The sequence below is a fragment of the Streptomyces sp. PA03-6a genome (assembly GCF_033792765.1).
Taxonomy (GTDB): Bacteria; Actinomycetota; Actinomycetes; order Streptomycetales; family Streptomycetaceae; genus Actinacidiphila.
Window position 1 is genome coordinate 1 of the sequence record NZ_JARAVK010000140.1, and the last position, 24,147, is coordinate 24,147.

Annotated in this window: 23 protein-coding genes; 18 read left to right on the forward strand and 5 right to left on the reverse strand. The window is 72.7% G+C overall.

Features of this window, described 5'->3' with window-relative positions:
• Positions 1–92: 92 nt before the first annotated feature.
• Complete coding sequence (locus tag PV350_RS28700; protein ID WP_499515185.1) at positions 93–974, reverse strand: SCO6745 family protein; 882 nt, start codon at positions 972–974, stop codon at positions 93–95.
• Between the two features lie 196 nt (positions 975–1,170).
• On the opposite strand from PV350_RS28700, the gene PV350_RS28705 reads away from it, so the two are divergent.
• On the forward strand, positions 1,171–1,836 hold the full coding sequence (locus tag PV350_RS28705) for a pyridoxamine 5'-phosphate oxidase family protein (protein WP_500336815.1): 666 nt from the start codon (positions 1,171–1,173) through the stop codon (positions 1,834–1,836).
• On the opposite strand, the gene PV350_RS28710 is transcribed toward PV350_RS28705, so the two are convergent.
• Positions 1,814–2,590 (reverse strand): enoyl-CoA hydratase/isomerase family protein, encoded by a 777-nt coding sequence (locus PV350_RS28710; protein WP_500336817.1) that lies wholly within the window; start codon positions 2,588–2,590, stop codon positions 1,814–1,816. The two genes, PV350_RS28705 and PV350_RS28710, sit on opposite strands and share 23 nt — an antisense overlap.
• Before the next feature lie 151 nt (positions 2,591–2,741).
• Between PV350_RS28710 and PV350_RS28715 the strand changes: the two genes are divergently transcribed.
• Positions 2,742–3,350: an HdeD family acid-resistance protein gene (locus PV350_RS28715; protein ID WP_499515188.1), complete on the forward strand. Its 609-nt coding sequence runs from the start codon at positions 2,742–2,744 to the stop codon at positions 3,348–3,350.
• A gap of 254 nt (positions 3,351–3,604) precedes the next feature.
• Positions 3,605–4,051, forward strand: a complete 447-nt coding sequence (locus tag PV350_RS28720; protein WP_499515189.1) for an ATP-binding protein — start codon at positions 3,605–3,607, stop codon at positions 4,049–4,051.
• A 34-nt stretch (positions 4,052–4,085) separates the two neighbouring features.
• Here PV350_RS28720 and idi read toward each other — a convergent pair whose 3' ends face one another.
• The 3 genes from idi to galE form a co-directional block, all read right to left on the reverse strand.
• Positions 4,086–4,694 carry an isopentenyl-diphosphate Delta-isomerase gene (idi, locus tag PV350_RS28725; RefSeq protein WP_499515190.1) on the reverse strand — a complete coding sequence of 203 codons (609 nt, stop codon included), beginning with the start codon at positions 4,692–4,694 and terminating at the stop codon, positions 4,086–4,088.
• Positions 4,695–4,806: 112 nt separating this feature from the next.
• Entirely contained in the window at positions 4,807–5,739 is a 933-nt protein-coding gene (locus PV350_RS28730; RefSeq protein ID WP_500336820.1) for a cation diffusion facilitator family transporter, read from the reverse strand.
• A 184-nt stretch (positions 5,740–5,923) separates the two neighbouring features.
• Positions 5,924–6,910: a UDP-glucose 4-epimerase GalE gene (galE, locus tag PV350_RS28735; protein ID WP_499515192.1), complete on the reverse strand. Its 987-nt coding sequence runs from the start codon at positions 6,908–6,910 to the stop codon at positions 5,924–5,926.
• 731 nt (positions 6,911–7,641) lie between these two features.
• Here galE and PV350_RS28740 point away from each other — a divergent pair.
• The 15 genes from PV350_RS28740 to PV350_RS28810 all read left to right on the forward strand — a co-directional run.
• Positions 7,642–9,423 carry a DUF5941 domain-containing protein gene (locus PV350_RS28740; protein WP_499516997.1) on the forward strand — a complete coding sequence of 594 codons (1,782 nt, stop codon included), beginning with the start codon at positions 7,642–7,644 and terminating at the stop codon, positions 9,421–9,423.
• A complete protein-coding gene (locus PV350_RS28745; protein ID WP_500336822.1) occupies positions 9,420–10,169 on the forward strand; it encodes a phosphocholine cytidylyltransferase family protein in 750 nt (249 codons plus the stop codon). The genes PV350_RS28740 and PV350_RS28745 overlap by 4 nt, the downstream gene beginning before the upstream one ends.
• On the forward strand, positions 10,157–11,218 hold the full coding sequence (locus PV350_RS28750; protein ID WP_499515194.1) for an iron-containing alcohol dehydrogenase family protein: 1,062 nt from the start codon (positions 10,157–10,159) through the stop codon (positions 11,216–11,218). The genes PV350_RS28745 and PV350_RS28750 overlap by 13 nt, the downstream gene beginning before the upstream one ends.
• Entirely contained in the window at positions 11,196–11,981 is a 786-nt protein-coding gene (locus tag PV350_RS28755; RefSeq protein WP_499515195.1) for a CDP-alcohol phosphatidyltransferase family protein, read from the forward strand. The genes PV350_RS28750 and PV350_RS28755 overlap by 23 nt, the downstream gene beginning before the upstream one ends.
• 53 nt (positions 11,982–12,034) lie before the next feature.
• Positions 12,035–12,880 (forward strand): glycosyltransferase family 2 protein, encoded by an 846-nt coding sequence (locus PV350_RS28760; RefSeq protein WP_499516998.1) that lies wholly within the window; start codon positions 12,035–12,037, stop codon positions 12,878–12,880.
• Between the two features lie 72 nt (positions 12,881–12,952).
• Positions 12,953–13,876, forward strand: coding sequence for an ABC transporter permease (locus tag PV350_RS28765; protein ID WP_500336824.1), 924 nt, complete (start codon positions 12,953–12,955; stop codon positions 13,874–13,876).
• Positions 13,869–14,660, forward strand: coding sequence for an ABC transporter ATP-binding protein (locus PV350_RS28770; RefSeq protein WP_499515197.1), 792 nt, complete (start codon positions 13,869–13,871; stop codon positions 14,658–14,660). The genes PV350_RS28765 and PV350_RS28770 overlap by 8 nt, the downstream gene beginning before the upstream one ends.
• Positions 14,661–15,232: 572 nt before the next feature.
• Positions 15,233–16,162: a squalene synthase HpnC gene (gene hpnC, locus PV350_RS28775; protein WP_499515198.1), complete on the forward strand. Its 930-nt coding sequence runs from the start codon at positions 15,233–15,235 to the stop codon at positions 16,160–16,162.
• Between the two features lie 26 nt (positions 16,163–16,188).
• The gene (hpnD, locus tag PV350_RS28780) at positions 16,189–17,097 is read left to right on the forward strand and encodes a presqualene diphosphate synthase HpnD (protein ID WP_499515199.1); all 909 of its coding nucleotides are present in this window, start codon (positions 16,189–16,191) and stop codon (positions 17,095–17,097) included.
• 186 nt (positions 17,098–17,283) lie between these two features.
• Positions 17,284–18,729, forward strand: a complete 1,446-nt coding sequence (gene hpnE / locus PV350_RS28785; protein WP_500336826.1) for a hydroxysqualene dehydroxylase HpnE — start codon at positions 17,284–17,286, stop codon at positions 18,727–18,729.
• Entirely contained in the window at positions 18,726–19,847 is a 1,122-nt protein-coding gene (locus PV350_RS28790; RefSeq protein ID WP_499515201.1) for a polyprenyl synthetase family protein, read from the forward strand. Before hpnE ends, PV350_RS28790 begins: the two co-directional genes overlap by 4 nt.
• Before the next feature lie 98 nt (positions 19,848–19,945).
• Positions 19,946–21,973 (forward strand): squalene--hopene cyclase, encoded by a 2,028-nt coding sequence (gene shc / locus PV350_RS28795; RefSeq protein WP_499515202.1) that lies wholly within the window; start codon positions 19,946–19,948, stop codon positions 21,971–21,973.
• The gene (locus PV350_RS28800; protein ID WP_499515203.1) at positions 21,973–22,575 is read left to right on the forward strand and encodes a phosphorylase family protein; all 603 of its coding nucleotides are present in this window, start codon (positions 21,973–21,975) and stop codon (positions 22,573–22,575) included. Before shc ends, PV350_RS28800 begins: the two co-directional genes overlap by 1 nt.
• A 5-nt stretch (positions 22,576–22,580) precedes the next feature.
• Positions 22,581–23,609 carry an adenosyl-hopene transferase HpnH gene (hpnH, locus tag PV350_RS28805; protein WP_499515204.1) on the forward strand — a complete coding sequence of 343 codons (1,029 nt, stop codon included), beginning with the start codon at positions 22,581–22,583 and terminating at the stop codon, positions 23,607–23,609.
• 7 nt (positions 23,610–23,616) lie between these two features.
• The coding region (locus PV350_RS28810; protein ID WP_500336829.1) for a flavodoxin-dependent (E)-4-hydroxy-3-methylbut-2-enyl-diphosphate synthase at positions 23,617–24,147 on the forward strand (531 nt) is incomplete at its 3' end.

Sequence of the window (24,147 nt, forward strand, 5' to 3'; positions counted from 1 at the left end):
CCCCCTGACGGCGACGGACGGCCGGACGAGGTGCGGGTCGTGGGAACCGCACCGCAAGCGGGGCGCGGCGGACGTCCCCCTCAGTCCTTGCCTCAGTCCTTGCCGAAGTGCTGCAGCGGGAAGCCGCCGTTGCTCAGGACGCGGTGGGTCAGGGCGCCGGCGAGGGAGGTGAGGCGGTCGACGGCGGCTGCGCCGAGGTGTTCGTAGGGGGCGCGGTCGAGGCGGTCGGTCACGCCCTCGATCTCCCGGCGCAGTTCGACGCCGCGGTCCGTGAGGTCGCCCGCCGCGTCGAGGAGGCCGCGCTCCCGGAGCCGGTCCTGGGCGGCGGCCCAGTCCTGCGCGGACCAGCCGCGGCTGCGCTGCACGAAGCGCGGGGTGAAGCTCTTGCCGGTGGCGGTGTGGGTCACGAGGGCCTCCAGCCCGTCGAGGCCCGCGGCGGCGAGGGCCGCGAGGTGACCGTCGCCGCGGTGCTCGCGCAGCAGGGTGGCGGCGTGCCAGAGCGCGAGGTGGGGCTGGTCCGGTACCGGCAGGTCCGCGTTGGCGGCGTAGAGGGGTCTGGCCCCGCGTGTACAGGCCTCGGCGGCGCGCAGCGCCAGGTCCGCGGCGTCGGCGAGGTCGGCGGAGGCGATGACCTCCGGTCCCAGGAGCCGCGTCAGTACGGCGTCGGCCACCCGCAGCCGGGCCTCGACGATCGCGTCGGGGGTCGCGATGTCCCAGGCGCGCGGGATGACCGGGGCGACGATCGCGTGGTTGAAGTTGTAGAACGTGGCGGTGACCGTCCCCGCCGCGACGGCGCCCAGCGGGGCGGCCCGACCGGCGAAGTAGGCCATGGCGCCTCGCTCCAGGCCGAGCGCCGAGAGTTCGTCGTCGTACTCGGACGAGAAGTACACGACCGAGTGCAGGGGGTTGAGGGCGTTGTGGCAGCGCCGGCCCGCGCGCGGTTCCAGCGCGGGGGCGGGGACGGTGGCGGTCATGGGCAGCAGGTTACCGACCGGTCGGCATGCCGCCGAGACCAGGACCGCCGAAACGCGGATTCCGTCGCCCGAACGGCCATCGCCACCGATTCCGTGGAGGGTGTGGCGCGGAGTTGCTCATATGACTAGTCTCGGCGCCCTGTAGCCGCGAACCCTTCGGAGGCCGCCCGTGCCAGCCGCCGACCGTACGCTTCCTGTGACCGGGCGCACCCGTCACCGCCGCCTCCGGGAGCAGGGCAGTGTCTCCCGCGAGGACCTGGACGCCGTGCTGGGCGCGGGGTTCGTGTGCCACCTCGCCGTCGTCGTCGACGGCACGCCGCTGGCGGTGCCCACCGCCTACGGGTACGACGCCGCCACCGGCACCCTCTACCTGCACGGCTCCGTGGCGAGCCGCAGCCTGCGCCCGGCCCCGGGCGCACCGGTGTGCGTCACGGTGACGCACGTGGACGGCCTGGTCCTGGCCCGGTCCGTCTTCGAGCACGGCGTCAACTACCGCAGCGCGATGGTCCTCGGTACGCCCCGTACCGTCACCGACCCCGAGGAGAAGCTGCACGGCCTGCGGGTGCTCACCGAGCAGTGCGCCCCGGGGCAGTGGGACCACGCCCGCCGGCCGGACCGCCGGGAGCTCGCCGCGACGACGCTGCTGGCGCTGGCCACCGACGAGGCCTCGGTGAAGCTCCGCACCGGCCCGCCCGAGGACGGCGACGGGCCGGACGCCGCGCTGCCCGTATGGGCGGGCGTCCTGCCGCTCACCACCGTGTGGGGCACGCCCGTCCCCGACCCGGCACTGCGCGACGGCGTCCCGCTGCCGCCGCACCTGGCGGCCCTGACGGGGCTGACTACCGTCCCACCGTCCACGTGAAGCGGGGCTCGCGGCCCTCCAGGAACGCGGCCACGCCCTCCGCCGTGTCGTCGCTGCCCTCGGCCTGACGGGCCCAGTGCCCGACCCGCGCGGGGTCGGGTCCGGGCGCGGTGAACTCCTTGGCCGCCGCCTGCGTCAGCAGCGATCGCGAGGCCAGCACCCCGGCGAACTCCTCGACCCGCTTGTCCAGCTCGTCCTCCGCCAGCACCTCGTCCACCAGCCCGGTCCGCAGCGCCCGCTCGTGGCCGATCAGCTCCGCGGAGAACAGCAGGTGCTTCGCCGTGGACGGCCCGACCAGCCCCGTCAGCCGCCGTGTGGAGGACGCGGGGTAGACGATGCCCAGCCGCGCCGGGGTGACACCGAAGCGCGCGCCCTCCGCGGCGAACCGCAGGTCGCAGGCGGCCGCGAGCTGGCAGCCGCCGCCCACGCAGAAGCCGCGGATCACGGCCAGGGTCGGCTTGGGGAACGCCGCGAGCGCCTCCTCCGCCTCCACGGCCGCGGTCTGCGCCGTGCCGGAACCGCTCGCCGGATCGCGCAGGTCGGAGATGTCCGCTCCGGCGCAGAAGGTGCCGCCGGCCCCGGTGAGCACCAGGACGCGCACGGCCGGGTCCGTGGCGAGGCCGTCGAGCAGGCCGGGCAGCTCCCGCCACATCGCCACGGTCATCGCGTTGCGCTTGGCCGGATTGCTGATCGTCACGGTGGCGGTGGTGCCCGCCGTGTCCACCCTCAGGCCGGGCCCGGACGGCTCGGACATGCCCGCATCCCTCATCTCGTCGTCGTCCCGGCTGCCCGGAGATCGCGACGGCCGCCGGACGGGGATCCTATCCCGGTCCGTGCCACGGCAAATCGGGTATATGAGCAGTAGCTCCCGACTGGCTCCCGACGCGTGCGAGGAGGCGACGGCCATGGCCCCGTTCAAGGGACGCAAGAAGCATCCGGAGCCCCCGGAGGCCGGGATCAAGCGCAGCTTCGGCTGGGTCGCCGCCCTCGGGGCGGTCCTCGTCGTGGGCGGTCTGGTCGGGCTGTTCTACGTGGGCTTCGCCACCATCACCTCGATGCTGCTCTTCGGCTGGCTGCTGCTGGTCGGCGGCGTCGTCGGCCTGGTCCAGGCGGTGCAGAACCGCAACACCAACTTCTTCTGGCTCGCCCTGGTCGTCGCGGCCCTCTACATCGCCGCCGGGGTCGTCGTGATCCGCAACCCCGAGCAGACGGCGGCCGCCCTCACCATGTTCGCGGCCCTGCTCTTCCTGACCGGCGGGATCTTCCGCCTCTTCGGCGGCATGGTGGTGCGCGGGCCGCACATGGTGTGGACGCTCATCCAGGGCGCGATCGGCATCCTGCTGGCGATCCTGGTCCTGGCCAACTGGCCGGAGAGCAGCCTCTACGTCATTGGCGCCTTCTTCTCCCTGGCGCTGCTCTTCGACGGACTGGGGCTGCTCGGCGCGGGCCTCGGGGGCCGCCGGATCGTCGGAATGGTCGCCGATGCCCGGGACGCCCCGCTGACGCGTCAGTGAACCGGAACCACCGGATCAGTAGGGCTCACCGGCCCGACACGTCCGATCGCCTTGAGTCGGAGGTGGTCGAAAGGTGTGGATTTACGGTCAGCGGCTCGGGGTGGACCCGTCGGCTGCCGACACTCGATCCGTGAGGCGGACCTCGCCGCCGCCGTGGGCGGCCCGCGGGGGCCGCGGGGTGCATCGCGAATGCAAGGGTGAAGACCGCCATGGACGTACGTGGGAGCGTTCCGCCCCCCGATCCGGTGCCCCCGATGGCGCCGGATGTCCCGCGCCCGTACGAGGGCGTGTGGCGCTTCACCGCCCCCGCGCTGGACTCCTCGGTGCCGCAGGCCCGGCACGCGGTACGGGACCTGGTCGTCCGCCAGGGCGTGCCGGTGAGCGAGGAACTGCTGCACGGCCTGCTGCTGATCGTCTCCGAGCTGGTCACCAACGCGGTGCGGCACGCCGCGCTGCTGTCGCCCGAGATCGCCGTGGAGTTCGCCGTCGGCGTGGACTGGGTACGGGTGGCCGTCGAGGACAACCACCCGTACCGGCCCAAGGCCCTGCAGGTCGACGACGCCGACACCGGCGGGCGCGGCCTGCTGCTGGTCAAGACGGTCACCGCCGAGGCGGGCGGGATGTGCGACGTCCAGCAGACGACGACCGGCGGCAAGGTCATCTGGGCCGCGCTCCCGCTGCCGCCCGGCCTGGTGCACTGACCGTACTGACGGTATCGACCGCGGCCGGCCGGGGCTACCAGCCCGCGTCGCCCGTCAGCTCGCGCACCGCCGGCAGCGCGGCATCGAGCACGGTCGGGAACCAGGCCGAGAACGGCCCGGCGGCGCGGAGCGCGGCGAGCTCGGCGGGCGAGACGAACGCGGTCTCGTCGATCTCCTCCGGATCCGGGTCCAGGGGCGCGGTCACCACGCCGACGAAGAGGTGGTTGTACTCCTGCTCGACCAGCCCCGACGCCGGGTCCGGGTGGTTGTAGCGGACCGTGCCCGCCTCCCGCATCAGGGCGGGCGCCACACCGAGCTCCTCGCCGGTGCGGCGCGCGGCGGCGACGAAGGGCGGTTCGCCCGGGTAGGGGTGGCCGCAGCAGGTGTTCGACCACACGCCGGGGGAGTGGTACTTCCCCGCCGCCCGGCGCTGCAGCAGCAGCCTTCCCTCGCCGTCGAAGAGGAAGACCGAGAACGCACGGTGGAGCCGCCCCGGCGGCAGGTGGGCCGACAGCTTCTCCGCGGTCCCGATCGTCACCCCGGTCTCGTCGACCAGCTCGAGGAGGATCGGCGCCGGGGCACCGTTGGAGGAGGGGTCCGCGGCGGGTGTGCGGGGCCGGTCGGCGGCGGGGCTCGTGGGCATGGCCATCCTTTGCTTCGACGACAAGACCTCAGTTTGCCTCACGCGGGGACACGTCACGTGGTTGCAGCGCGCTCAGGCTTCGTGACACTGCGTCGCACGGCGCGGCGTGCCGTCAGTGGCACAACCGTGCCTCGTGCTCCGCGTGGCCGACCGGCTCCAGCTGGAAGGTGCAGTGCTCCACGTCGAAGTGGGTGCCGAGGCAGCCCTGCAGGTCGTGCAGCATCTTCTCGTGGCCGACCGCGTCCAGGACGTCCCGGCTCACCACGACGTGCGCGGAGAGCACCGGCATCCCCGAGGTGATCGTCCACACGTGCAGGTCGTGCAGCCCGGCCACTCCGGGCAGCGCCAGGATGTGCGCCCGCACGTCGGCCATGTCCACGTCCTTCGGCGCGGCCTCCAGCAGGACGTCGATCGCCTCGCGCAGCAGCTTCCACGTCCGCGGGACGATCATCAGCCCGATCAGGATCGAGGCGACTGGGTCCGCCTGCTGCCAGCCGGTGGCCAGGATCACCAGCGCCGCCACGACGACGGCCAGCGAGCCCAGCGCGTCCGCCATGACCTCCAGGAAGGCACCCCGGACGTTCAGGCTCTCGCGCTGCCCACGCATCAGCAGCAGCAGGGACACCGAGTTCGCCACCAGGCCGATCGCACCGAAGACGACGGTGAGCCCGCCCTCCACCTCGGTGGGCGTGATGAGCCGGCGGACCGCCTCGTAGAAGATGAAGGCGCCCACGCCGAACAGCAGCACCGCGTTGGCCACCGCCGACAGGATCTCGGCGCGCGCCAGCCCGAAGGTGCGGCGCTCGCTCGGCGGGCGGTTGGCGAAGTGGATGGCCACCAGCGCCATCGCGAGGCCCGCCGCGTCGGTCGCCATGTGCCCGGCGTCGGCCAGCAGGGCGAGCGACCCGGTGAGCGCGCTGCCCGTGACCTCGGCCACCAGGATCAGCAGCGTGATGCCGAGCGCCATGCGCAGCCGCCCGCGGTACGCGGCGGCCGCCGTGCCCGTCGGTACGGAACCCGGCCCGTGCGCGTGCCCTGCGCCCATCGCCCGACGCTCCCGTCCGCCGTCTCCACGCGACGGCGTGCCCGCGCGCGGAGACCGGCGAGCCCAGTGAACAACGGTCACCTTCCGTGGGCAACTCGCCGACGGTGGCCGCTGTCAGGTGCTGATCAGCCGCGGTGACCTGCGGCGATGGGGGGCGTGACGGCCGTGGGGCGAGCGCCTGTGGTCAGGCGCCGCGCGCCTCCGGGTGGTTCAGGCACCAGCCCTCCCACGCGGACTCCACCATCTCGCGGACGCCGCGGCTCGCCGTCCAGCCCAGTTCCCGGCGGATCAGCGCGGACGAGGCGACCACGCTCGCCGGGTCGCCCGCGCGCCGCGGCATGATCACCGGCGCGACGTCCTTGCGGCCGGTGACCTCGAGGACGACGTCGATCAGCTCCCGGACGGAGACGCCCTCGCCGCGTCCGATGTTCACCGTCAGGTCCGTGCCGCCGTCGCGCCCGCCGACCCGGCGGGCGGCCGCGAGATGGGCGTCGGCGAGGTCCTCGACGTGGATGTAGTCGCGCACGCACGTGCCGTCGGGGGTGGGGTAGTCGTCGCCGAAGATCTGCGGGGCCTCGCCGCGGGTCAGCTTGTCGAAGACCATCGGGACGATGTTGAACACCCCGGTGTCGGCCAGCCGGGGCTCGGCCGCCCCCGCGACGTTGAAGTAGCGCAGGCAGGCGGTGGAGATCCCGTGCGCCCGCCCGGCCGCGCGGACCAGCCACTCGCCGGCCAGCTTGGTCTCGCCGTAGGGGCTCAGCGGCAGGCACGGCGTGGACTCGGTCACCAGCGGCACGTCGGGCAGGCCGTACACGGCGGCGGAGGAGGAGAAGACGAAACGGCCGATCCCCGCGTCCGCCACCGCCTCCAGCAGCGTCCCGAGGCCGCCGAGGTTCTCCCGGTAGTAGCGCAGCGGCTGTTCGACCGACTCGCCGACCTGCTTCCTGGCGGCCAGGTGCACGACGCCCGTGACGCCGTGCTCGGCGATCGCGCGGTCCAGCACGGCGCGGTCCAGGACGGAGCCGGTCACCACGGGGACGTCCGCGGGCACCCGGGCCGGCACACCGGCCGAGCCGTCGTCGAGCACGACCACGCGCTCGCCCGCACCGCTCATCGCCCGCACCACGTGAGATCCGATGAAGCCGGCCCCGCCGGTGATCAACCAAGTCATGGCGCCACCCTAGTGGTTCGGCACGGGAGCGGTTGGGCGTGGACCTGCCGCCTCGGGGTCACCGCGGCCGGGTCACCGGGGCGGGGGCTCGACCCAGTGGGCACGGCGCTCACCGGGGCGGGTTCCGCACGCCAGTGGCGGAAGACCGTCCCCAGGACGATGTCGAGCCGCCCGGTCGCGATCAGTCCCGAGGCCGGCCCGGACACGCCGCGTCGGCCTCGAAGGCGACCAGCACCTCCGCGGTCCCCCGGTACCCCCGGCGACGGCCCGGGCTTCCGCCGCTGTCGGCTCGCGGAACACCGGGTCCGGGAACGCGGACGGGCATTGGACCAGCACCGGGTCACCGAAGACCGTTCCAGGCGGTGGCCGTGGGTGAGGTCGTGGTCGGCGGCCAGAGGCAGCACACCGGCGTTCCACTCGACGCCGCCCCGGTCCCACCACGAGCCCTCGGGCCGTTCGACGACCACCCGGCACCCCTCCCGGAGCGGCCACTCCCCGGCACCCACAGTGACCCCCGAGCCACGGGGCGTACCGGGCGGTTGTCGACGCCCGTGCGATCGACCATGATGATCACGCCCAGCGGCCCACCGCAGGGGAAACGGCCGGTGAACGGAGCCTTCCGGGAATCCGATAGCCTCTGCCGACACGGCCCCGCGGCGCGTCGCACCCTGTGGCGGCGGCGTCCCCGGCAGGCGCCGAGTACTCACGCACGTCCAGGGAGATGAGTCCTTCTGTCGACCGCCATCCTCACCGGTACGCCGGTCGCGATGTCGCCGATCGAGGGCGACCTGCGGACCCTCGGGTTCGAGGTCGTCACCGCGGAGGACGCCGCCTCGCTCGTGGCGAGCCTCCGCGCCGCCCCGGCGGCCGACCGCGTCGCCGTGGTCGACCCGTGCTTCGTCGGGCACCTGCACGCGCTGCGCCTGGGGCTGGTCGATCCGCGTTTCGACGCCTCCGCCGTGCCGGGCGCCGTCTCGGTGCGGCCCGCCGCCCGCCCCGCCCTGCTGCGAGCCCTCGCGGAGACCGGGGACGAGGGCGCGGACGAGGGGGAGACCCTCGCCGACCGGCTCGCCGGGCGCATGGAGAAGGACGGCGTCCACGTGCACCGTCCTGAGCTCGGCGTCCTGATCGCGACCGTACCGGCCGACGCCGCGGGGCGCGCGAGCGCCGAGGCGGCCGTCGCCGCCGTGGACGACGAGGCGGTGCGGCTGCGCAGTGCCGTCAAGTCCCGGGACGGCTTCTTCACCACGTTCTTCATCAGCCCTTACTCCCGCCACATCGCGCGCTGGTGCGCCCGCCGCGGGCTCACCCCGAACCAGGTGACCACCGCCTCGCTGCTGGTGGCCCTGGTCGCGGCCGGCTGCGCGGCCACCGGCACCCGGCCGGGCTTCGTCGCCGCGGGCGTGCTGCTGCTGACGTCCTTCGTCCTGGACTGCGCCGACGGCCAGCTGGCCCGCTACTCGCTGCAGTACTCCACGCTCGGCGCCTGGCTGGACGCGACCTTCGACCGCGCCAAGGAGTACGCGTACTACGCGGGCCTCGCGGTCGGCGCGGCCCGTGGCGGTGACGACGTCTGGGCGCTGGCGCTCGGCGCCATAATGCTGCAGACCTGCCGCCACCTCGTGGACTTCTCCTTCTCCGAGTCCGCCCAGGACGCCGCGACCGGCGCCGGCGCGGCGGCGCTGTCCCGGAAGCTCGACCGCGTCGGCTGGACGGTGTGGCTGCGCCGCATGATCGTGCTGCCCATCGGCGAACGCTGGGCGCTGATCGCGGTGCTCACCGCGGCAACCACGCCGCGCATCACCTTCACCGTGCTCCTCGTCGCCTCCGGACTGGCCGCCTGCTACACGACGGCGGGCCGCGTGCTGCGCTCGGTGCGCGGGGCGACGCATTGCGGCGACGCCGCGGCCCGGGCACTGGCCGATCTCGCGGACACCGGCCCGCTCGGTGAGGGCCTCACGCGTCTCTTCCGGGGCCGCGGCATCCCGGCGGCGGCCCTGCTGGGCGCGGCAGTGATGATCGCCACGTCGCTGCTCGCCCCGGTCGGCAGCCCGTGGCCGCTGGTCGCCGCCGGCTGCTACGCCGTCACGTCGGCCCTCGCCGTCGCGCGGCCGCTCAAGGGAGCCCTCGACTGGATCGTGCCGCCGGTCTTCCGCGCGGCCGAATACGGAACCATCCTGGTGCTCGCGGCGGTCTCCGATGTGAACGGAGCATTGCCCGCGGCTTTCGGGCTGGTGGCCGCGGTCGCCTACCATCACTACGACACGGTCTACCGCATCCGCGGCGGGACCGGTGCGCCCCCTCGGGGCCTGGTCCGCGCGACGGGCGGTCACGAAGGCCGGGCACTGCTGGTCACGGCGGCGTCCGCGGCCCTGGCGCACAACACGGGTTTCACGGTCGCGCTGACGGCTCTCGCCGTCGCGCTGGCGGTGGTGGTGCTCACCGAGAGCATCGGCTTCTGGGTGTCATCACATGCACCCGCTGTACACGACGAAACTGGAGGACCTGCATGATCGGCCTCGTGCTGGCGGCCGGCGCCGGACGGCGACTGCGCCCCTACACCGACACCCTGCCGAAGGCCCTGGTGCCCGTGGACCCGGCGGGTGAGGGGACCACGACCGTGCTGGACCTCACGCTGGGCAACTTCGCCGAGGTCGGCCTGACCGAGGCCGCCATCGTCGTGGGATACCGCAAGGAGGCCGTCTACGAGCGGCATGCCGAGCTGGAGGCCAAGTACGGCCTGAAGCTCCACCTCGTGGAGAACGACAAGGCCGAGGAGTGGAACAACGCCTACTCCCTGTGGTGCGCCCGTGACGTCATCAAGGAAGGCGTCATCCTCGCCAACGGCGACACCGTGCACCCGGTCTCCGTCGAGAAGACCCTGCTCGCCGCCCGCGGCAACGGGCAGCGCATCGTCCTCGCCCTCGACACGGTGAAGCAGCTCGCCGACGAGGAGATGAAGGTCATCACGGCCGAGGGCAAGGGCGTCCAGCGGATCACCAAGCTGATGGACCCGGCGTCCGCCACCGGTGAGTACATCGGCGTCACCCTCATCGAGGGAGAGGCCGCCGCCGACCTCGCCGACGCGCTGAAGGCCACCTTCGAGCGCGACCCGCAGCTGTACTACGAGGACGGCTACCAGGAGCTGGTCAACCGCGGCTTCCAGGTCGACGTCGCCCCCATCGGCGAGGTCTCCTGGGTCGAGATCGACAACCACGACGACCTGAACCGTGCCCGGGAGATCGCGTGCCGGTACTGACGAGGCTCATCCCCTCGCCGGTCGTCGTCGACATCCGTGCCGGAGCCCTGGACGACCTGGCGACCGTACTCGCCGACCAGCGCATCTCCAGTTCCGGCAGGCTGGCCATCGCGATAAGCAGCGGTTCGGGGGCCCTCCTGCGGGCGCGGCTCGCCCCGGCGCTGCCGGGCGCGGACTGGTACGAGGTCGCGGGCGGTTCCATCGACGGCGCGGTGAAGCTCGCCGACGCCATGCGCGGCAACCGCTACGACGCGGTGGTCGGGCTCGGCGGCGGCAAGATCATCGACGCCGCCAAGTACGCCGCCGCGCGCGTCGGCCTGCCGCTGGTGGCGGTGGCGACCAACCTCTCGCACGACGGCATCTGCTCGCCGGTGTCCACCCTGGACAACGACAACGGCCGCGGCTCCTACGGCGTGCCGACCCCGATCGGGCTCGTCATCGACCTGGACGTGATCCGCGAGGCCCCGGTCCGCTACGTGCGCTCCGGCATCGGCGACGCCCTGTCCAACATCTCGGCGATCGCGGACTGGGAGCTGTCCCACCGCGAGACCGGTGAGCCGATCGACGGGCTGGCCGCCGCCATGGCGCGCACCGCCGGCGAATCGGTGCTGCGGCACCCCGGCGGCACGGGTGAGGACGAGTTCCTGACCGTGCTGTCCGAGGCGCTGGTGCTCACCGGCATCGCGATGTCGATCAGCGGCGACAGCCGCCCCGCCTCCGGGGCGTGCCACGAGATCAGCCACGCGATCGACCTGCTGTACCCCAAGCGGGCCGCCGCCCACGGCGAGCAGGTCGGCATCGGCGCCGCCTTCGCGATGTTCCTGCGTGGCGCCGAGGAGGAGGCGGGCCTCTTCGCGGAGGTGCTGCACCGCCACGGGCTGCCCACGACGCCGGGTGAAATCGGCTTCACCGAGGCCGAGTTCGTCACGGCCGTCGAATACGCTCCGCAGACCCGCCCCGGGCGTTACACGATCCTGGAGCACCTGGAGCTCTCCACCGACCAGATCAGGGACGCATACGCCGACTATGCCAAAACCATCGGTAGCTGAGCTGCGGCCGGTCGTTCACCCCTCGGGGCTGAAGGACCGGCGCAGCGGTGAGCACTGGGCCGGGCGCATCTACATGCGGGAGATCTCGCTGCGCTGGACCCGGCACCTCGTCAACAGCCGGGTGACCCCCAACCAGCTCACGTACCTCATGATCGTCGCGGGCATCGCGGCCGGCGCGGCGCTGCTCGTGCCCGGCCTGCCCGGCGCCGTCGCCGGCGCGCTGCTGATCCAGCTGTACCTGCTGCTGGACTGCGTCGACGGCGAGGTCGCGCGCTGGCGCAAGCAGACCTCGATCACCGGCGTCTACCTCGACCGGGTGGGGCACTACCTGTCCGAGGCGGCGCTGCTGGTCGGCTTCGGGCTGCGCGCGGCCGACCTCTTCCACCGCGACGGCGCCACCACCCAGTGGGGCTGGGCGTTCCTCGGGACGCTGGCCGCGCTCGGCGCGATCCTGATCAAGGCCGAGACGGACCTGGTGGACGTGGCCCGCGCCCGCAGCGGCCTGTCCGCCGTCCAGGACGAGGCCTCCGTGCCCCGGTCCTCCGGACTGGCGCTGGCCCGCAAGGCCGCGGCCGCGCTGAAGTTCCACCGGCTGGTGGGCGGTGTCGAGGCCTCGCTGCTGATCCTCGCCGCCGGTGTCGCGGACTTCGTCCACGGCGACCTGCTCTTCACCCGCATCGCCGTCTGCCTCCTGGCCGCCATCGCCGTGCTGCAGACGCTGCTGCACCTGGTGTCGATCCTCGCGTCGAGCAGGCTGAGGTGAGCGCCGTGGGGACGTCGGCCGGAACGATCCGCCTCGGCGCGGTGATCATCACCATGGGCAACCGCCCCGAGGAACTGCGCGACCTGCTGGACTCGGTCGCCAAGCAGCGCGGCCCGGCGATCGAGGTCGCCGTGGTCGGCAACGGTTCACCGCTGCCCGAGCTGCCCGCCGGGGTGCGGGCCGTCGAGCTGCCCGAGAACCTGGGCATCCCCGGCGGCCGCAACGTCGGCATCGAGGCCTTCGGCCCCGCTGGCGGCGAGGTGGACGTCCTGCTCTTCCTGGACGACGACGGACTGCTGCCGAACGAGGACACCGCGGAGCTGGTCCGTGAGGCCTTCGCCGCGGACCCGCGGCTCGGCATCGTCAGTTTCCGGATCGCCGACCCGGAGTCCGGGACCACCCAGCGCCGCCACGTCCCCCGGCTGCGGGCCTCCGACCCCCTGCGCTCCTCGCGCGTGACCACCTTCCTCGGCGGTGCCAACGCGGTGCGCACGGAGGTCTTCCGGGAGGTCGGCGGGCTGCCCGACGAGTTCTTCTACGCCCACGAGGAGACCGACCTTGCCTGGCGGGCCCTCGACGCGGGCTGGATGATCGACTACCGCGCGGACATGGTGCTGTTCCACCCGCTGACCGCTCCGAGCCGGCACGCGGTCTACCACCGGATGGTGGCCCGCAACCGCGTGTGGCTGGCCCGCCGCAACCTGCCCTGGGCCCTGGTCCCCGTCTACCTCGGCGTGTGGATGCTGCTGACCCTTCTGCGCAGACCCTCGGGCCCCGCGCTGAGAGCGTGGTTCGGCGGTTTCAAGGAGGGCTGGACGACCCCGAGCGGCCCGCGCCGGCCCATGCGGTGGCGGACCGTGTGGCGCCTCGCCCGACTGGGCCGGCCCCCCATCATCTGACAAGCTCGGAAATGAGTGACCCCGCGCGACGGGCCCGGCCCGTGGCGCGCCAAGAGGACGAAAGTGTCAACTGTGAGCGAGACAACGCACGGCGGTGCGGTCGCCGTGGGCCCGGTGCCCCCGGCGGGCGGCGGCCTCACGCCGTCCCAGCTGGCGGCCAAGTACGGCCTGTCCGTCAGCGGCGCCCGGCCGGGTCTCGCCGAGTACGTACGGCAGCTGTGGAGCCGCCGTCACTTCATCTCGGCGTTCGCCCGGGCCCGCGTGTCGGCCCAGTACACCCAGGCCCGCCTGGGCCAGCTGTGGCAGGTGCTGACGCCGCTGCTCAACGCGGCCGTCTACTACTTCATCTTCGGCCTGCTGCTGGGCACCGACCGCGGTGTCGACAACTTCATCGCCTTCCTGGTCACCGGCGTCTTCATCTTCACCTTCACCCAGTCCTCGGTGCTGGCGGGGGTGCGCGCCGTCTCGGGCAACCTCGGGCTGATCCGCGCGCTGCACTTCCCGCGGGCGAGCCTGCCGATCGCCTTCACCCTGGTCCAGCTGCAGCAGCTGCTGATGTCGATGTTCGTGCTGCTGGCGATCGTGCTGATGACCGGCGAGGTGCCCGGGCCGTCGTGGGTCCTCGTCGCGCCCGCGCTCGTCCTGCAGTGCGTCTTCAACGCGGGCCTGGCGCTGGTGATGGCGCGGCTCGGCAGCAAGATGACCGACCTCGCGCAGCTGATGCCGTTCATCCTGCGGACCTGGATGTACGCCTCCGGTGTCATGTACAGCATCAGCCACTTCGCGGCGGGTGCGCCGACCGCGGTCAAGATCGCCCTGGACGTCAACCCGGCGGCCGTCTACATCGACCTCATGCGTTTCGCGCTGATCGACAGCTTCACCTCCGAGCAGCTGCCCCCGCACGTGTGGGCGCTGGCGCTCGGCTGGGCCCTGGTCATGGGCGTCGGGGGCTTCGTCTACTTCTGGAAGGCCGAGGAGAGGTACGGCCGTGGCTGAGCACAACGAGACCGCCGAGGGCGGCGAGCGCGTCCCCACCGTGATCGTGGACGACCTGCACATCGTGTACCGGGTGCACGGCGCCGGCAGCAGCAAGGGCAGTGCCGTCGGCGCACTGTCCCGTCTGGTCACCCGCAAGGGCGATCCGAACGTCCGCAAGGTACACGCCGTGCGCGGCGTCAGCTTCACCGCCTACCGGGGCGAGGCGATCGGGCTGATCGGCTCCAACGGCTCGGGCAAGTCCACCATGCTGCGCGCCATCGCGGGCCTGCTGCCCGCGGAGAGCGGCAAGGTGTACACCGAGGGGCAGCCCTCGCTGCTCGGCGTGAACGCCGCCCTGATGAACGACCTGACCGGCGAGCGCAACGTCATCCTCGGCGGTCTCGCGATGGGCATGTCGCAGGACGAGGTGCGGGAGCGCTACGACTCGATCGTGGAGTTCTCCGGCATCAACGAGAAGGGCGACTTCATCTCCCTCCCGATGCGGACCTACTCCTCCGGCATGGCGGCCCGGCTGCGCTTCTCGATCGCCGCGGCCAAGAGCCACGACGTCCTGATGATCGACGAGGCGCTCGCCACCGGTGACCGCTCGTTCCAGAAGCGCTCCGAGGCGCGGATCCGCGAGCTGCGCAAGGAGGCCGGCACGGTCTTCCTGGTCAGCCACAACAACAAGTCGATCCGCGACACCTGCGACCGCGTGCTGTGGCTGGAGAAGGGCGAGCTGCGCATGGACGGCCCCACGGACGTCGTGCTGAAGGCGTACGAGGAGTTCACCTCGAAGTGACCCCGCAGGCCGGCCCGCGCCCCCGACGGGAAGCGCGGGCCGGCGCACGTCCCGGGCGGTCCGCCGAACTCTCCCGCTCCCGCGTGGTGTTCGCCCGCGCCCGGCCACGGCCGCGACGGTGGCCGCCCACCCGGCGCGGATCCCTTCGTCCGGGACGCCGGCGGGTGCCCGTACGGATACGCCAAGTGAGTGGGCGCGCGCCCGGCGCATCCGCGGCGCGCGGACCACGGGGCGAATGAGGCCGATGATTTTCCCGGGATTTTGCGAGACACCGGGGACGGAAACCCACGGTTTGTGCGTTGCTGCTTTCGGATCCACATCGGTCCGCCCCCCGGCGCACGCCGGAGCGGGTCCGCGCCGTAAGCTGTAGCGGTACTCAATCGCCGGATCTCGGGCGATACGTCCGGAGAGTCGGTTCGAGTGCCGGGACAGCCAGGAGCAGGAATTATAGGAGCGGCGTGTCCGAAATTGGGTGTAATGGGCTATCGGTGTAGAACGGGGGATGTGACGGCAATGGCTCTGTGGACCCCTGGGGAGAAAACACCCACCGCCCGCACACCGGGACGTCCACGGTGACCGGTCTCAAGCCCGAGGCGCGGGCTGGCACGGCGCCGGATCCCCATTCACGTGCCGTCCTCGACAAGGCGGCCCGCGAGAACTTCCCCGTCGCACCCTTCTTCGTCCCGCGTTCCTGGCGCGCCGACCTGATGGCCGTCTACGGCTTCGCCCGGCTCGTCGACGACATCGGCGACGGGGACCTGGCCGACGGCGGCCGCACGGACGCGGTACGGCTGGGGCTGCCCGCGGAGGCGGCCGAGGACCGCCTCGCCATGCTCGACGCCTTCGAGGCGGACCTGCGCCGGGTCTTCGACGCCGGCCCCGACGACGTCCGCCACCCACTGCTGCGCGCCCTGCAGCCCACCGTCCGGCGCCACGGCCTCACGCCCGCGCCCTTCCTCGGCCTCGTCGAGGCCAACCGCCAGGACCAGGTCGTCCGCCGCTACGCCACCTACGAGGACCTCCTCGCCTACTGCGAGCTGTCGGCGAACCCGGTCGGCCGCCTCGTGCTCGGCATCACCGGCACCGCCACACCCGAGCGGATCCGCCGCTCGGACGCGATCTGCACCGCACTGCAGATCGTCGAGCATCTCCAGGACGTGGCCGAGGACCTCGGCCGCGACCGCATCTACCTGCCCGCCGAGGACATGAAGCGCTTCGGCGTCACCGAAACCGATCTCACCGCCGCGAACGCAGGCGCACAGGTGCGCGCACTGGTTGCGTACGAAGCGGAACGCGCCCGAGACCTCCTGAATGAAGGCACCCCCTTGGTGGGTAGCGTCCACGGCAGGCTCAGGCTGTTGCTCGCCGGGTTCGCCGGAGGAGGCCGCGCCGCCCTGCGGGCGATCGCGGACGCGGGGTACGACGTGCTGCCGGGTCCGCCCAAGGCGGGCACGTTCAGCCTGCTGCGCGAGGTGGGGTCGACATTGCGAAGAGAGGGGTGAGCCGGACCGTGAACGGCTCCGATCGCATGTCCGGACCGGTACTCGCGGCCTACCGCTACTGCGAGGTCGTCACCGGCCACGAGGCCCGGAACTTCGCCTACGGCATCCGGCTGCTGCCCACCCCCAAGCGACAGGCCATGTCCGCCCTGTACGCCTTCTCCCGGCGGGTGGACGACATCGGCGACGGCGACCTCGACCTCCCCGAGAAGCAGCAGCGGCTCGACGGGACCCGGGCGCTGCTCACCCGGGTCCGGGAGGGCGCCGTCACCGAGGACGACACCGACCCGGTGGCCGTCGCGCTCGCCGACGCCGCCCGCCGGTTCCCGCTCCCGCTCGGCGGGCTCGACGAGCTGATCGACGGCGTGCAGATGGACCTGCGCGGCGACACCTACGAGACCTGGGACGATCTCGCCTCCTACTGCCGGTGCGTCGCCGGCGCCATCGGCCGGCTCTCGCTCGGCGTCTTCGGCACCGTGCCCGGCGCGCCCGGCCGGGAGCGCGCCGCGGAGTACGCGGACACCCTGGGGCTCGCCCTGCAACTCACCAACATCCTGCGGGACCTGCGCGAGGACGCCTCCAACGGGCGCACCTACCTGCCCGCCGAGGACCTCGCGAAGTTCGGCTGTTCCGGCGGGTTCCTCACCGACACCCCGCCGCCGGGGTCCGACTTCGCGGGCCTGGTCGAGTTCGAGGTCAAGCGGGCCCGCGCCCTGTTCGCCGAGGGGTACCGGCTGCTGCCCATGCTGGACCGCCGCAGCGGCGCCTGCGTCTCCGCCATGGCCGGCATCTACCGCCGCCTCCTGGAGCGCATCGCCGCCGACCCCGAGGCCGTCCTCCGCGGCCGGGTCTCGCTGCCCGGTCACCAGAAGGCGTACGTCGCGGCGCGCGGCCTCGCCGGTCTCGACGCCCGACGTGCCGCCAGGAGGCGCGTGTGACGCCCGCTCCACCGGCCGCGGGCCCCTTCCCCCGCACCGGCAAAAGCACCGCAACCGGCACGGGAGCGGCAGCCTCGCGGAAAACCGCCGTTTTCCGCCGCCGTGAGGCAACCGCCGTCGTACCGGAGGCGTCACTGTCGGCAATGGTGCGCCGCGCCGTGCGCGGCGGCACCCGGGGGAGGACGCATGGCTGAGCGCACGGCCGTCGTGATCGGCGGCGGGCTCGCGGGCACGACGGCGGCGCTGGCACTGGCCGACGCCGGGCTCCGCGTCACCCTGCTCGAGGCCCGGCCCCGCCTCGGCGGGCTCGCCTTCTCCTTCCGGCGCGGCGCCCTGACCGTCGACAACGGCCAGCACGTCTTCCTTCGGTGCTGCGTCGCCTACCTGCGGTTCCTGGAACGCATCGACGCGGCCGACCTCGTCACCCTCCAGGACCGGCTCGACGTGCCGGTGCTCGACGTGGCCACCCCCCGGCCCCGGCTCGGCCGGCTGCGCCGCGCGGGGCTGCCCGTACCGCTGCACCTGGCCGCCAGCCTGGCCACCTACCCGCACCTGTCCCTGGGCGAGCGGGCGTCCGTCGGGCGGGCCGCGCTCGCGCTGCGCTCGCTCGACCCCACCGACCCGGCGCTGGATGCCGTCGACTTCGGCAGCTGGCTGCGCGAGCACGGCCAGTCGGCCCGCACCGTCGAGGCACTGTGGGACCTGGTCGGCGTCGCGACGCTCAACGCCACGGCCGACGAGGCGTCACTGGGCCTGGCCGCCATGGTCTTCAAGACCGGGCTGCTCTCCGCGCCGGGCGCGGCGGACATCGGCTGGGCCGCCCGCCCGCTCGGCGAGCTGCACGACGACCGCGCCCGCACCGCCCTGGACAAGGCGGGCGTGCGCACCCTGCTGCGCACCCGCGCCACCTCGCTCACCCGCACGGACGCGCCCGAGCCGGTACGGTCCGTTGACGGCGGCTCCGGGGAGGGCGGACCGGTCTGGGAGGTCGAGGCCGAGACCGGACCGGGGCGTGCCGAGCGCTTCACGGCCGACGCCGTCGTGCTGGCCGTGCCCCAGCAGGAAGCCCACGGGCTGCTGCCCGCCGGGGCCCTGGCGGACCAGGACGCGCTGCTGCGCATCGGCACCGCTCCGATCCTCAACGTGCACGTCGTGTACGACCGCACGGTCCTGCGGCAGCCCTTCCTCGCCGCCCTCGGCAGCCCCGTGCAGTGGGTCTTCGACCGTACGGAGCACTCCGGCCTGACCGGTGAGGGCCAGTACGTCGCCCTGTCCCAGTCGGCGGCCCAGGAGGAGATCGACCTCCCCGTGGCCGAGCTGCGGGCGCGCTACCTGCCGGAGCTGGAGCGGTTGCTCCCGGCCGCGCGTGAGGCCGCCGTACGGGACTTCTTCGTCACCAGGGAACGGACCGCGACCTTCGCGCCCGCCCCCGGTGTCGGCGCCCTCCGCCCGGGTCCCCGTACCCGCGCGCAGGGCGTCTGGCTCGCCGGCGCGTGGACCGCCACCGGCTGGCCCGCGACGATGGAAAGCGCGGTCCGCAGCGGTTTGCAAGCCTCCCGAGCAGCTTTGACCGCACTCCGCCATCCCTTCGACCCACGTACCTTCGCAATCGAAGGCCTGGAGCCGGTATGAGCATGACCAGTGCAATCAGAGGAGAGAATGTGACCGCTGGCAACGAGCAGATGACCGCGGGCGTCGACAGAGAGACCGTGACCGTGCTGCTGGAGCGCGGCCGCGAGCTGTCCACGCCGGTGCTGCGCGCCGCCGTGGACCGCCTCGCACCCCCGATGGACACCGTCGCCGCCTACCACTTCGGATGGATCGACGCCGCGGGCAACCCGTCCCACGGCGACAGCGGCAAGGCCGTGCGCCCCGCACTCGCACTGCTGTCCGCCGAGGCGGCGGGCGCCGCCCCCGAGGTGGGCGTCCCCGGCGCGGTCGCCGTGGAGCTGGTGCACAACTTCTCCCTGCTGCACGACGACCTGATGGACGGTGACGAGCAGCGCCGCCACCGCGACACGGTGTGGAAGGTGCACGGCCCCGCCCAGGCCATCCTGGTCGGCGACGCGCTCTTCGCCCTCGCCAACGAGATCCTGCTGGAGCAGGGCACCGTCGAGGCCGGCCGGGCCACCCGCCGGATCACCACCGCCACCCGCAAGCTGATCGACGGTCAGGCCCAGGACATCTCCTTCGAGCACCGCGAGCGGGTCACCGTCGAGGAGTGCCTGGAGATGGAGGGCAACAAGACCGGCGCCCTGCTGGCCTGCGCCTGCTCCATCGGCGCGGTGCTGGGCGGCGCCTCCGAGGCCGACGCGGACGCCCTGGAGGAGTACGGCTACCACCTCGGCCTGGCCTTCCAGGCCGTCGACGACCTGCTGGGCATCTGGGGCGACCCGGCCGCCACCGGCAAGCAGACCTGGAGCGACCTGCGCCAGCGCAAGAAGTCCCTGCCGGTGGTCGCGGCGCTGGCCGCGGGCGGCTCGGCCTCGCAGCGCCTGGCCGAACTCCTGGCCGCGGATGCGAAGGCCGCGGATTCATCGGACCGTAATGACATCGAGTCCTTCGACGAGGAAGAGTTCGCGACCAGGGCGGCGTTGATCGAGGAGGCCGGTGGCCGGGAGTGGACCTCCCGGGAAGCCCGCCGGCAGTACGCCACCGCGATCGCCGCACTCGACAAAATGGACATGCCGGGAGAAGTTCGCCGTAAGCTCGTGGGCCTGGCGGATTTCGTGGTGGTTCGCGAGAAGTAGGGAAACAACTGGAGCGCAGTACGTCGCCGGCCGGGCGCGCGTGACGGCCGACGGCAGCCCCAACACCGCAGACGGAACGACTGTGCAAAGGGGAAGCCATGACAGCGACGACCGACGGCGGTCCCGGGGGCGAGGCGGCCCGCGGGACACCCTCGGCCAGAACGAAGACCTCGGGCGCGATTCCGGAACCGGCGTCAGTTCCCTGGCCCGGCGGCAGCACCGGAACGACCGAGGAGCTCGCGGCCGAGGCCGCGCGCCGGGCCACCGGCCACCTGCTGGCGCGTCAGCATCCCGACGGCTGGTGGAAGGGCGACCTCGAGACCAACGTGACGATGGACGCCGAGGACCTGCTGCTCCGTCAGTTCCTCGGCATCCAGGACGAACGGGTCGTCGGGGCCGCCGCCCGCTGGATCAGGTCCCAGCAGCGCGACGACGGCGCCTGGGCCACCTTCCACGGGGGGCCGCGCGACCTCTCGGCCACCGTCGAGGCCTACGTCGCGCTGCGGCTCGCCGGTGACGCCCCGGAGGAGCCGTGGATGGCCGCCGCCTCGGCCTTCGTCCGCGAGCAGGGCGGCATCGCGCGGTCACGGGTCTTCACCCGGATCTGGCTCGCGCTGTTCGGCTGGTGGCGCTGGGACGACCTCCCGGAGCTGCCGCCCGAGCTCATCTACCTGCCCAAGTGGGTCCCGCTCAACATCTACTCCTTCGCCAGCTGGGCCCGGCAGACCATCGTGCCGCTGACGATCGTCGGCGCCCACCGGCCCGTACGACCCGCCCCGTTCACCCTCGACGAGCTGCACACCGACCCCGCGCGGCCCAATCCGCCGGTCCCGCGGGCACCGCTGTCCAGCTGGGACGGGTTCTTCCAGCGGGTCGACCGGGCCCTGCACGCCTACCGCAAGGTCACCGTCCGTCCGCTGCGCCGTGCCGCGATGCGCTCGGCGGCGCGCTGGATCATCGAACGCCAGGAGAACGACGGCTGCTTCGGCGGCATCCAGCCGCCCGCCGTGTACTCCGTCATCGCGCTCCACCTGCTCGGCTACGACCTCGACCACCCCGTGCTGCGCGCCGGACTCAAGGCGCTGGACGACTTCGCGGTCTGGCCGGACAAGGACACGCGGATGATCGAGGCGTGCCAGTCCCCGGTCTGGGACACCTGTCTGGCGACCATCGCGCTGGCCGACGCGGGCGTCCCCGCCGACGACCCGGCGCTGGTCAAGGCGGTGGACTGGATGCTGGGGGAGCAGATCACCAAGCGCGGCGACTGGGCCGTGCAGCGGCCCGGTCTGCCCTCCGGTGGCTGGGCGTTCGAGTTCCAGAACGACACCTACCCCGACATCGACGACACCGCCGAGGTGGTCCTCGCCCTGATCAGGGTCGACCACCCGGACCCGGAGCGGGTGAAGGCCTCGGTCGACCGCGGGGTGCGCTGGAACGTCGGGATGCAGTCGAAGAACGGCGCCTGGGGCGCCTTCGACGCCGACAACACCAGCGCCTTCCCCAACCGGCTGCCCTTCTGCGACTTCGGCGAGGTCATCGACCCGCCGTCGGCCGACGTCACGGCCCACGTGGTCGAGATGCTGGCCGCCCTCGGCCTGGAGCACGACCCGCACACCCGGCGCGGGATCGACTGGCTGCTCGCCGAACAGGAGCGCAACGGCGCCTGGTTCGGCCGCTGGGGCGTCAACTACATCTACGGCACCGGATCGGTGGTCCCGGCCCTCGTCGCGGCCGGCCTCCCCGCGGGCCACCCCGCGATCCGGCGGGCGGTGGGCTGGCTGGAGTCCGTCCAGAACGAGGACGGCGGCTGGGGCGAGGACCTGCGGTCCTACTCCTCCGACGAGTGGGTCGGCCGCGGCGAGTCCACCGCCTCCCAGACGGCCTGGGCCCTGCTGGCCCTGCTGTCGGCCGGCGAACGCGAGGGCGAGGCCGTACGGCGCGGGGTGCGCTGGCTGGCCCGGACCCAGAAGGAGGACGGGTCCTGGGACGAGCCGTACTTCACCGGCACCGGCTTCCCCCGGGACTTCTCCATCAACTACCACCTCTACCGGATGGTCTTCCCGCTCACCGCCCTCGGGCGCTATGTGCACGGCGAGCCGTTCGGCGGGCTACGGAAGGGGGCCTGATGGGGCCGGCCGGCCCACCTCTGCTCATCGTCTGCGCGCTACGGGTGGAACGGTTCGCCCTGCGCGGCGGCGACCGCAGCCACGCCGCGGGCCCGATCGCGTTCGTGCGCACGGGCATGGGGCCCCAGGCCGCCGAACGCGCCGTCACCGCCGCGCTGCACGACCCCGCCCTGGATGGGGCGGCGGTCCTCACCACCGGCTTCTGCGCCGGGCTGGCCCCCGGGATGCGGCCGGGCGACGTGGTCGTCGCCGACGAGCCGCGTGACGGGGAATCACTCGCCGCCGCCCTCAAGGCGGCGGGACACACCGTGCACGTCGGCCGGCTCGCCGAGTCGGACCACGTCGTACGGGGCCCGGAGCGGGCGGCGCTCCGGGCCACCGGTGCCGTCGCCGTCGACATGGAGTCGGCGGCGATGATGCGGGCCGCGCTCGCCCGGGGTCCACGCCCGGTCGCCGCGGCCCGCGTGGTCGTCGACACGCCCGAGTTCGAGCTCGTGCGGGTCGGCACGCTCCGCACGGGGATCACCGCTTTCCGCGTGCTGAGGGACCTGCTTCCTGCCTTTCTCGATTGGCACCGCTCTACCACGCTCCCCTGGAGGTGAGCTAGATGGCCATGCCACTCCGACAGTCCATCAGGGTCGGCACCTACCTCTTCGAACAGAAAATGCTCCGCAGGCGCGAGAAGTTCCCGCTCATCGTCGAACTCGAGCCGCTCTTCGCGTGCAACCTGAAGTGCGAGGGCTGCGGAAAGATCCAGCACCCGGCGGGTGTGCTGAAGCAGCGCATGCCGGTGGCGCAGGCCGTCGGCGCCGTCCTCGAATCGGGCGCGCCGATGGTGTCGATCGCCGGCGGCGAACCGCTGATGCACCCTCAGATCGACGAGATCGTGCGGCAACTGGTGGCGAAGCGGAAGTACGTCTTCCTCTGCACCAACGCCATGCTGCTGCGCAAGAAGATGGACAACTTCACCCCCTCGCCCTACTTCGCCTTCGCCGTGCACATCGACGGACTGCGCGAGCGGCACGACGAGTCGGTCGCCAAGGAAGGCGTCTTCGACGAGGCGGTGGAGGCGATCAAGGAGGCAAAGCGACGCGGATTCCGGGTCACCACGAATTCGACCTTCTTCAACACCGACACCCCGCAGACCATCATCGAGGTGCTCAACTTCCTCAATGACGACCTGCAGGTCGACGAGATGATGATCTCGCCGGCCTACGCCTACGAGAAGGCTCCCGACCAGGAGCACTTCCTGGGCGTGGAACAGACCCGGGAACTGTTCAAGAAGGCCTTCTCGGGCGGCAACCGGAAGAAGTGGCGGCTCAACCACAGCCCCCTCTTCCTGGACTTCCTCGAAGGCAAGGTCGACTTCCCCTGCACCGCCTGGGCGATCCCCAACTACTCCCTGTTCGGCTGGCAGCGCCCCTGCTACCTGATGAGCGACGGTTACGTGACCACGTACAAGGAGCTCGTCGAGGACACCGACTGGAGCAAGTACGGCCGCGGCAAGGACCCGCGCTGCGCCAACTGCATGGCGCACTGCGGCTACGAGCCGACCGCCGTCCTGGCCACGATGACCTCCCTCAAGGAGTCCATCAGGGCCACCCGGGAGACCATCGCCGGCAACCGCGGGAAGTGACGTCGCGATGACAGCTGTCGAGCCCGTCCAGCTCGGCCTGCCCTCCGTGCCGGCCCGGCCGCTCGCGGAGCGCCGCCGTTCGCGGCGCATCCAGGTCGGGTCGGTGGCGGTGGGCGGCGACGCCCCCGTCTCCGTCCAGTCCATGACGACCACGCTCACCGCCGACGTCAACGCGACCCTGCAGCAGATCGCCGAACTGACCGCGGCGGGCTGCCAGATCGTCCGGGTCGCCTGCCCCTCGCAGGACGACGCGGACGCGCTGCCGCAGATCGCGAGGAAGTCGCAGATCCCGGTGATCGCGGACATCCACTTCCAGCCGAAGTACGTGTTCGCGGCGATCGACGCGGGCTGTGCGGCGGTGCGGGTGAACCCGGGCAACATCCGGCAGTTCGACGACAAGGTGAAGGAGATCGCCAAGGCGGCCTCCGAGGCGGGTGTGCCGATCCGGATCGGGGTGAACGCCGGGTCGCTGGACAGGCGCCTGCTGGAGAAGTACGGCAAGGCCACCCCGGAGGCGCTGGTGGAGTCGGCGCTGTGG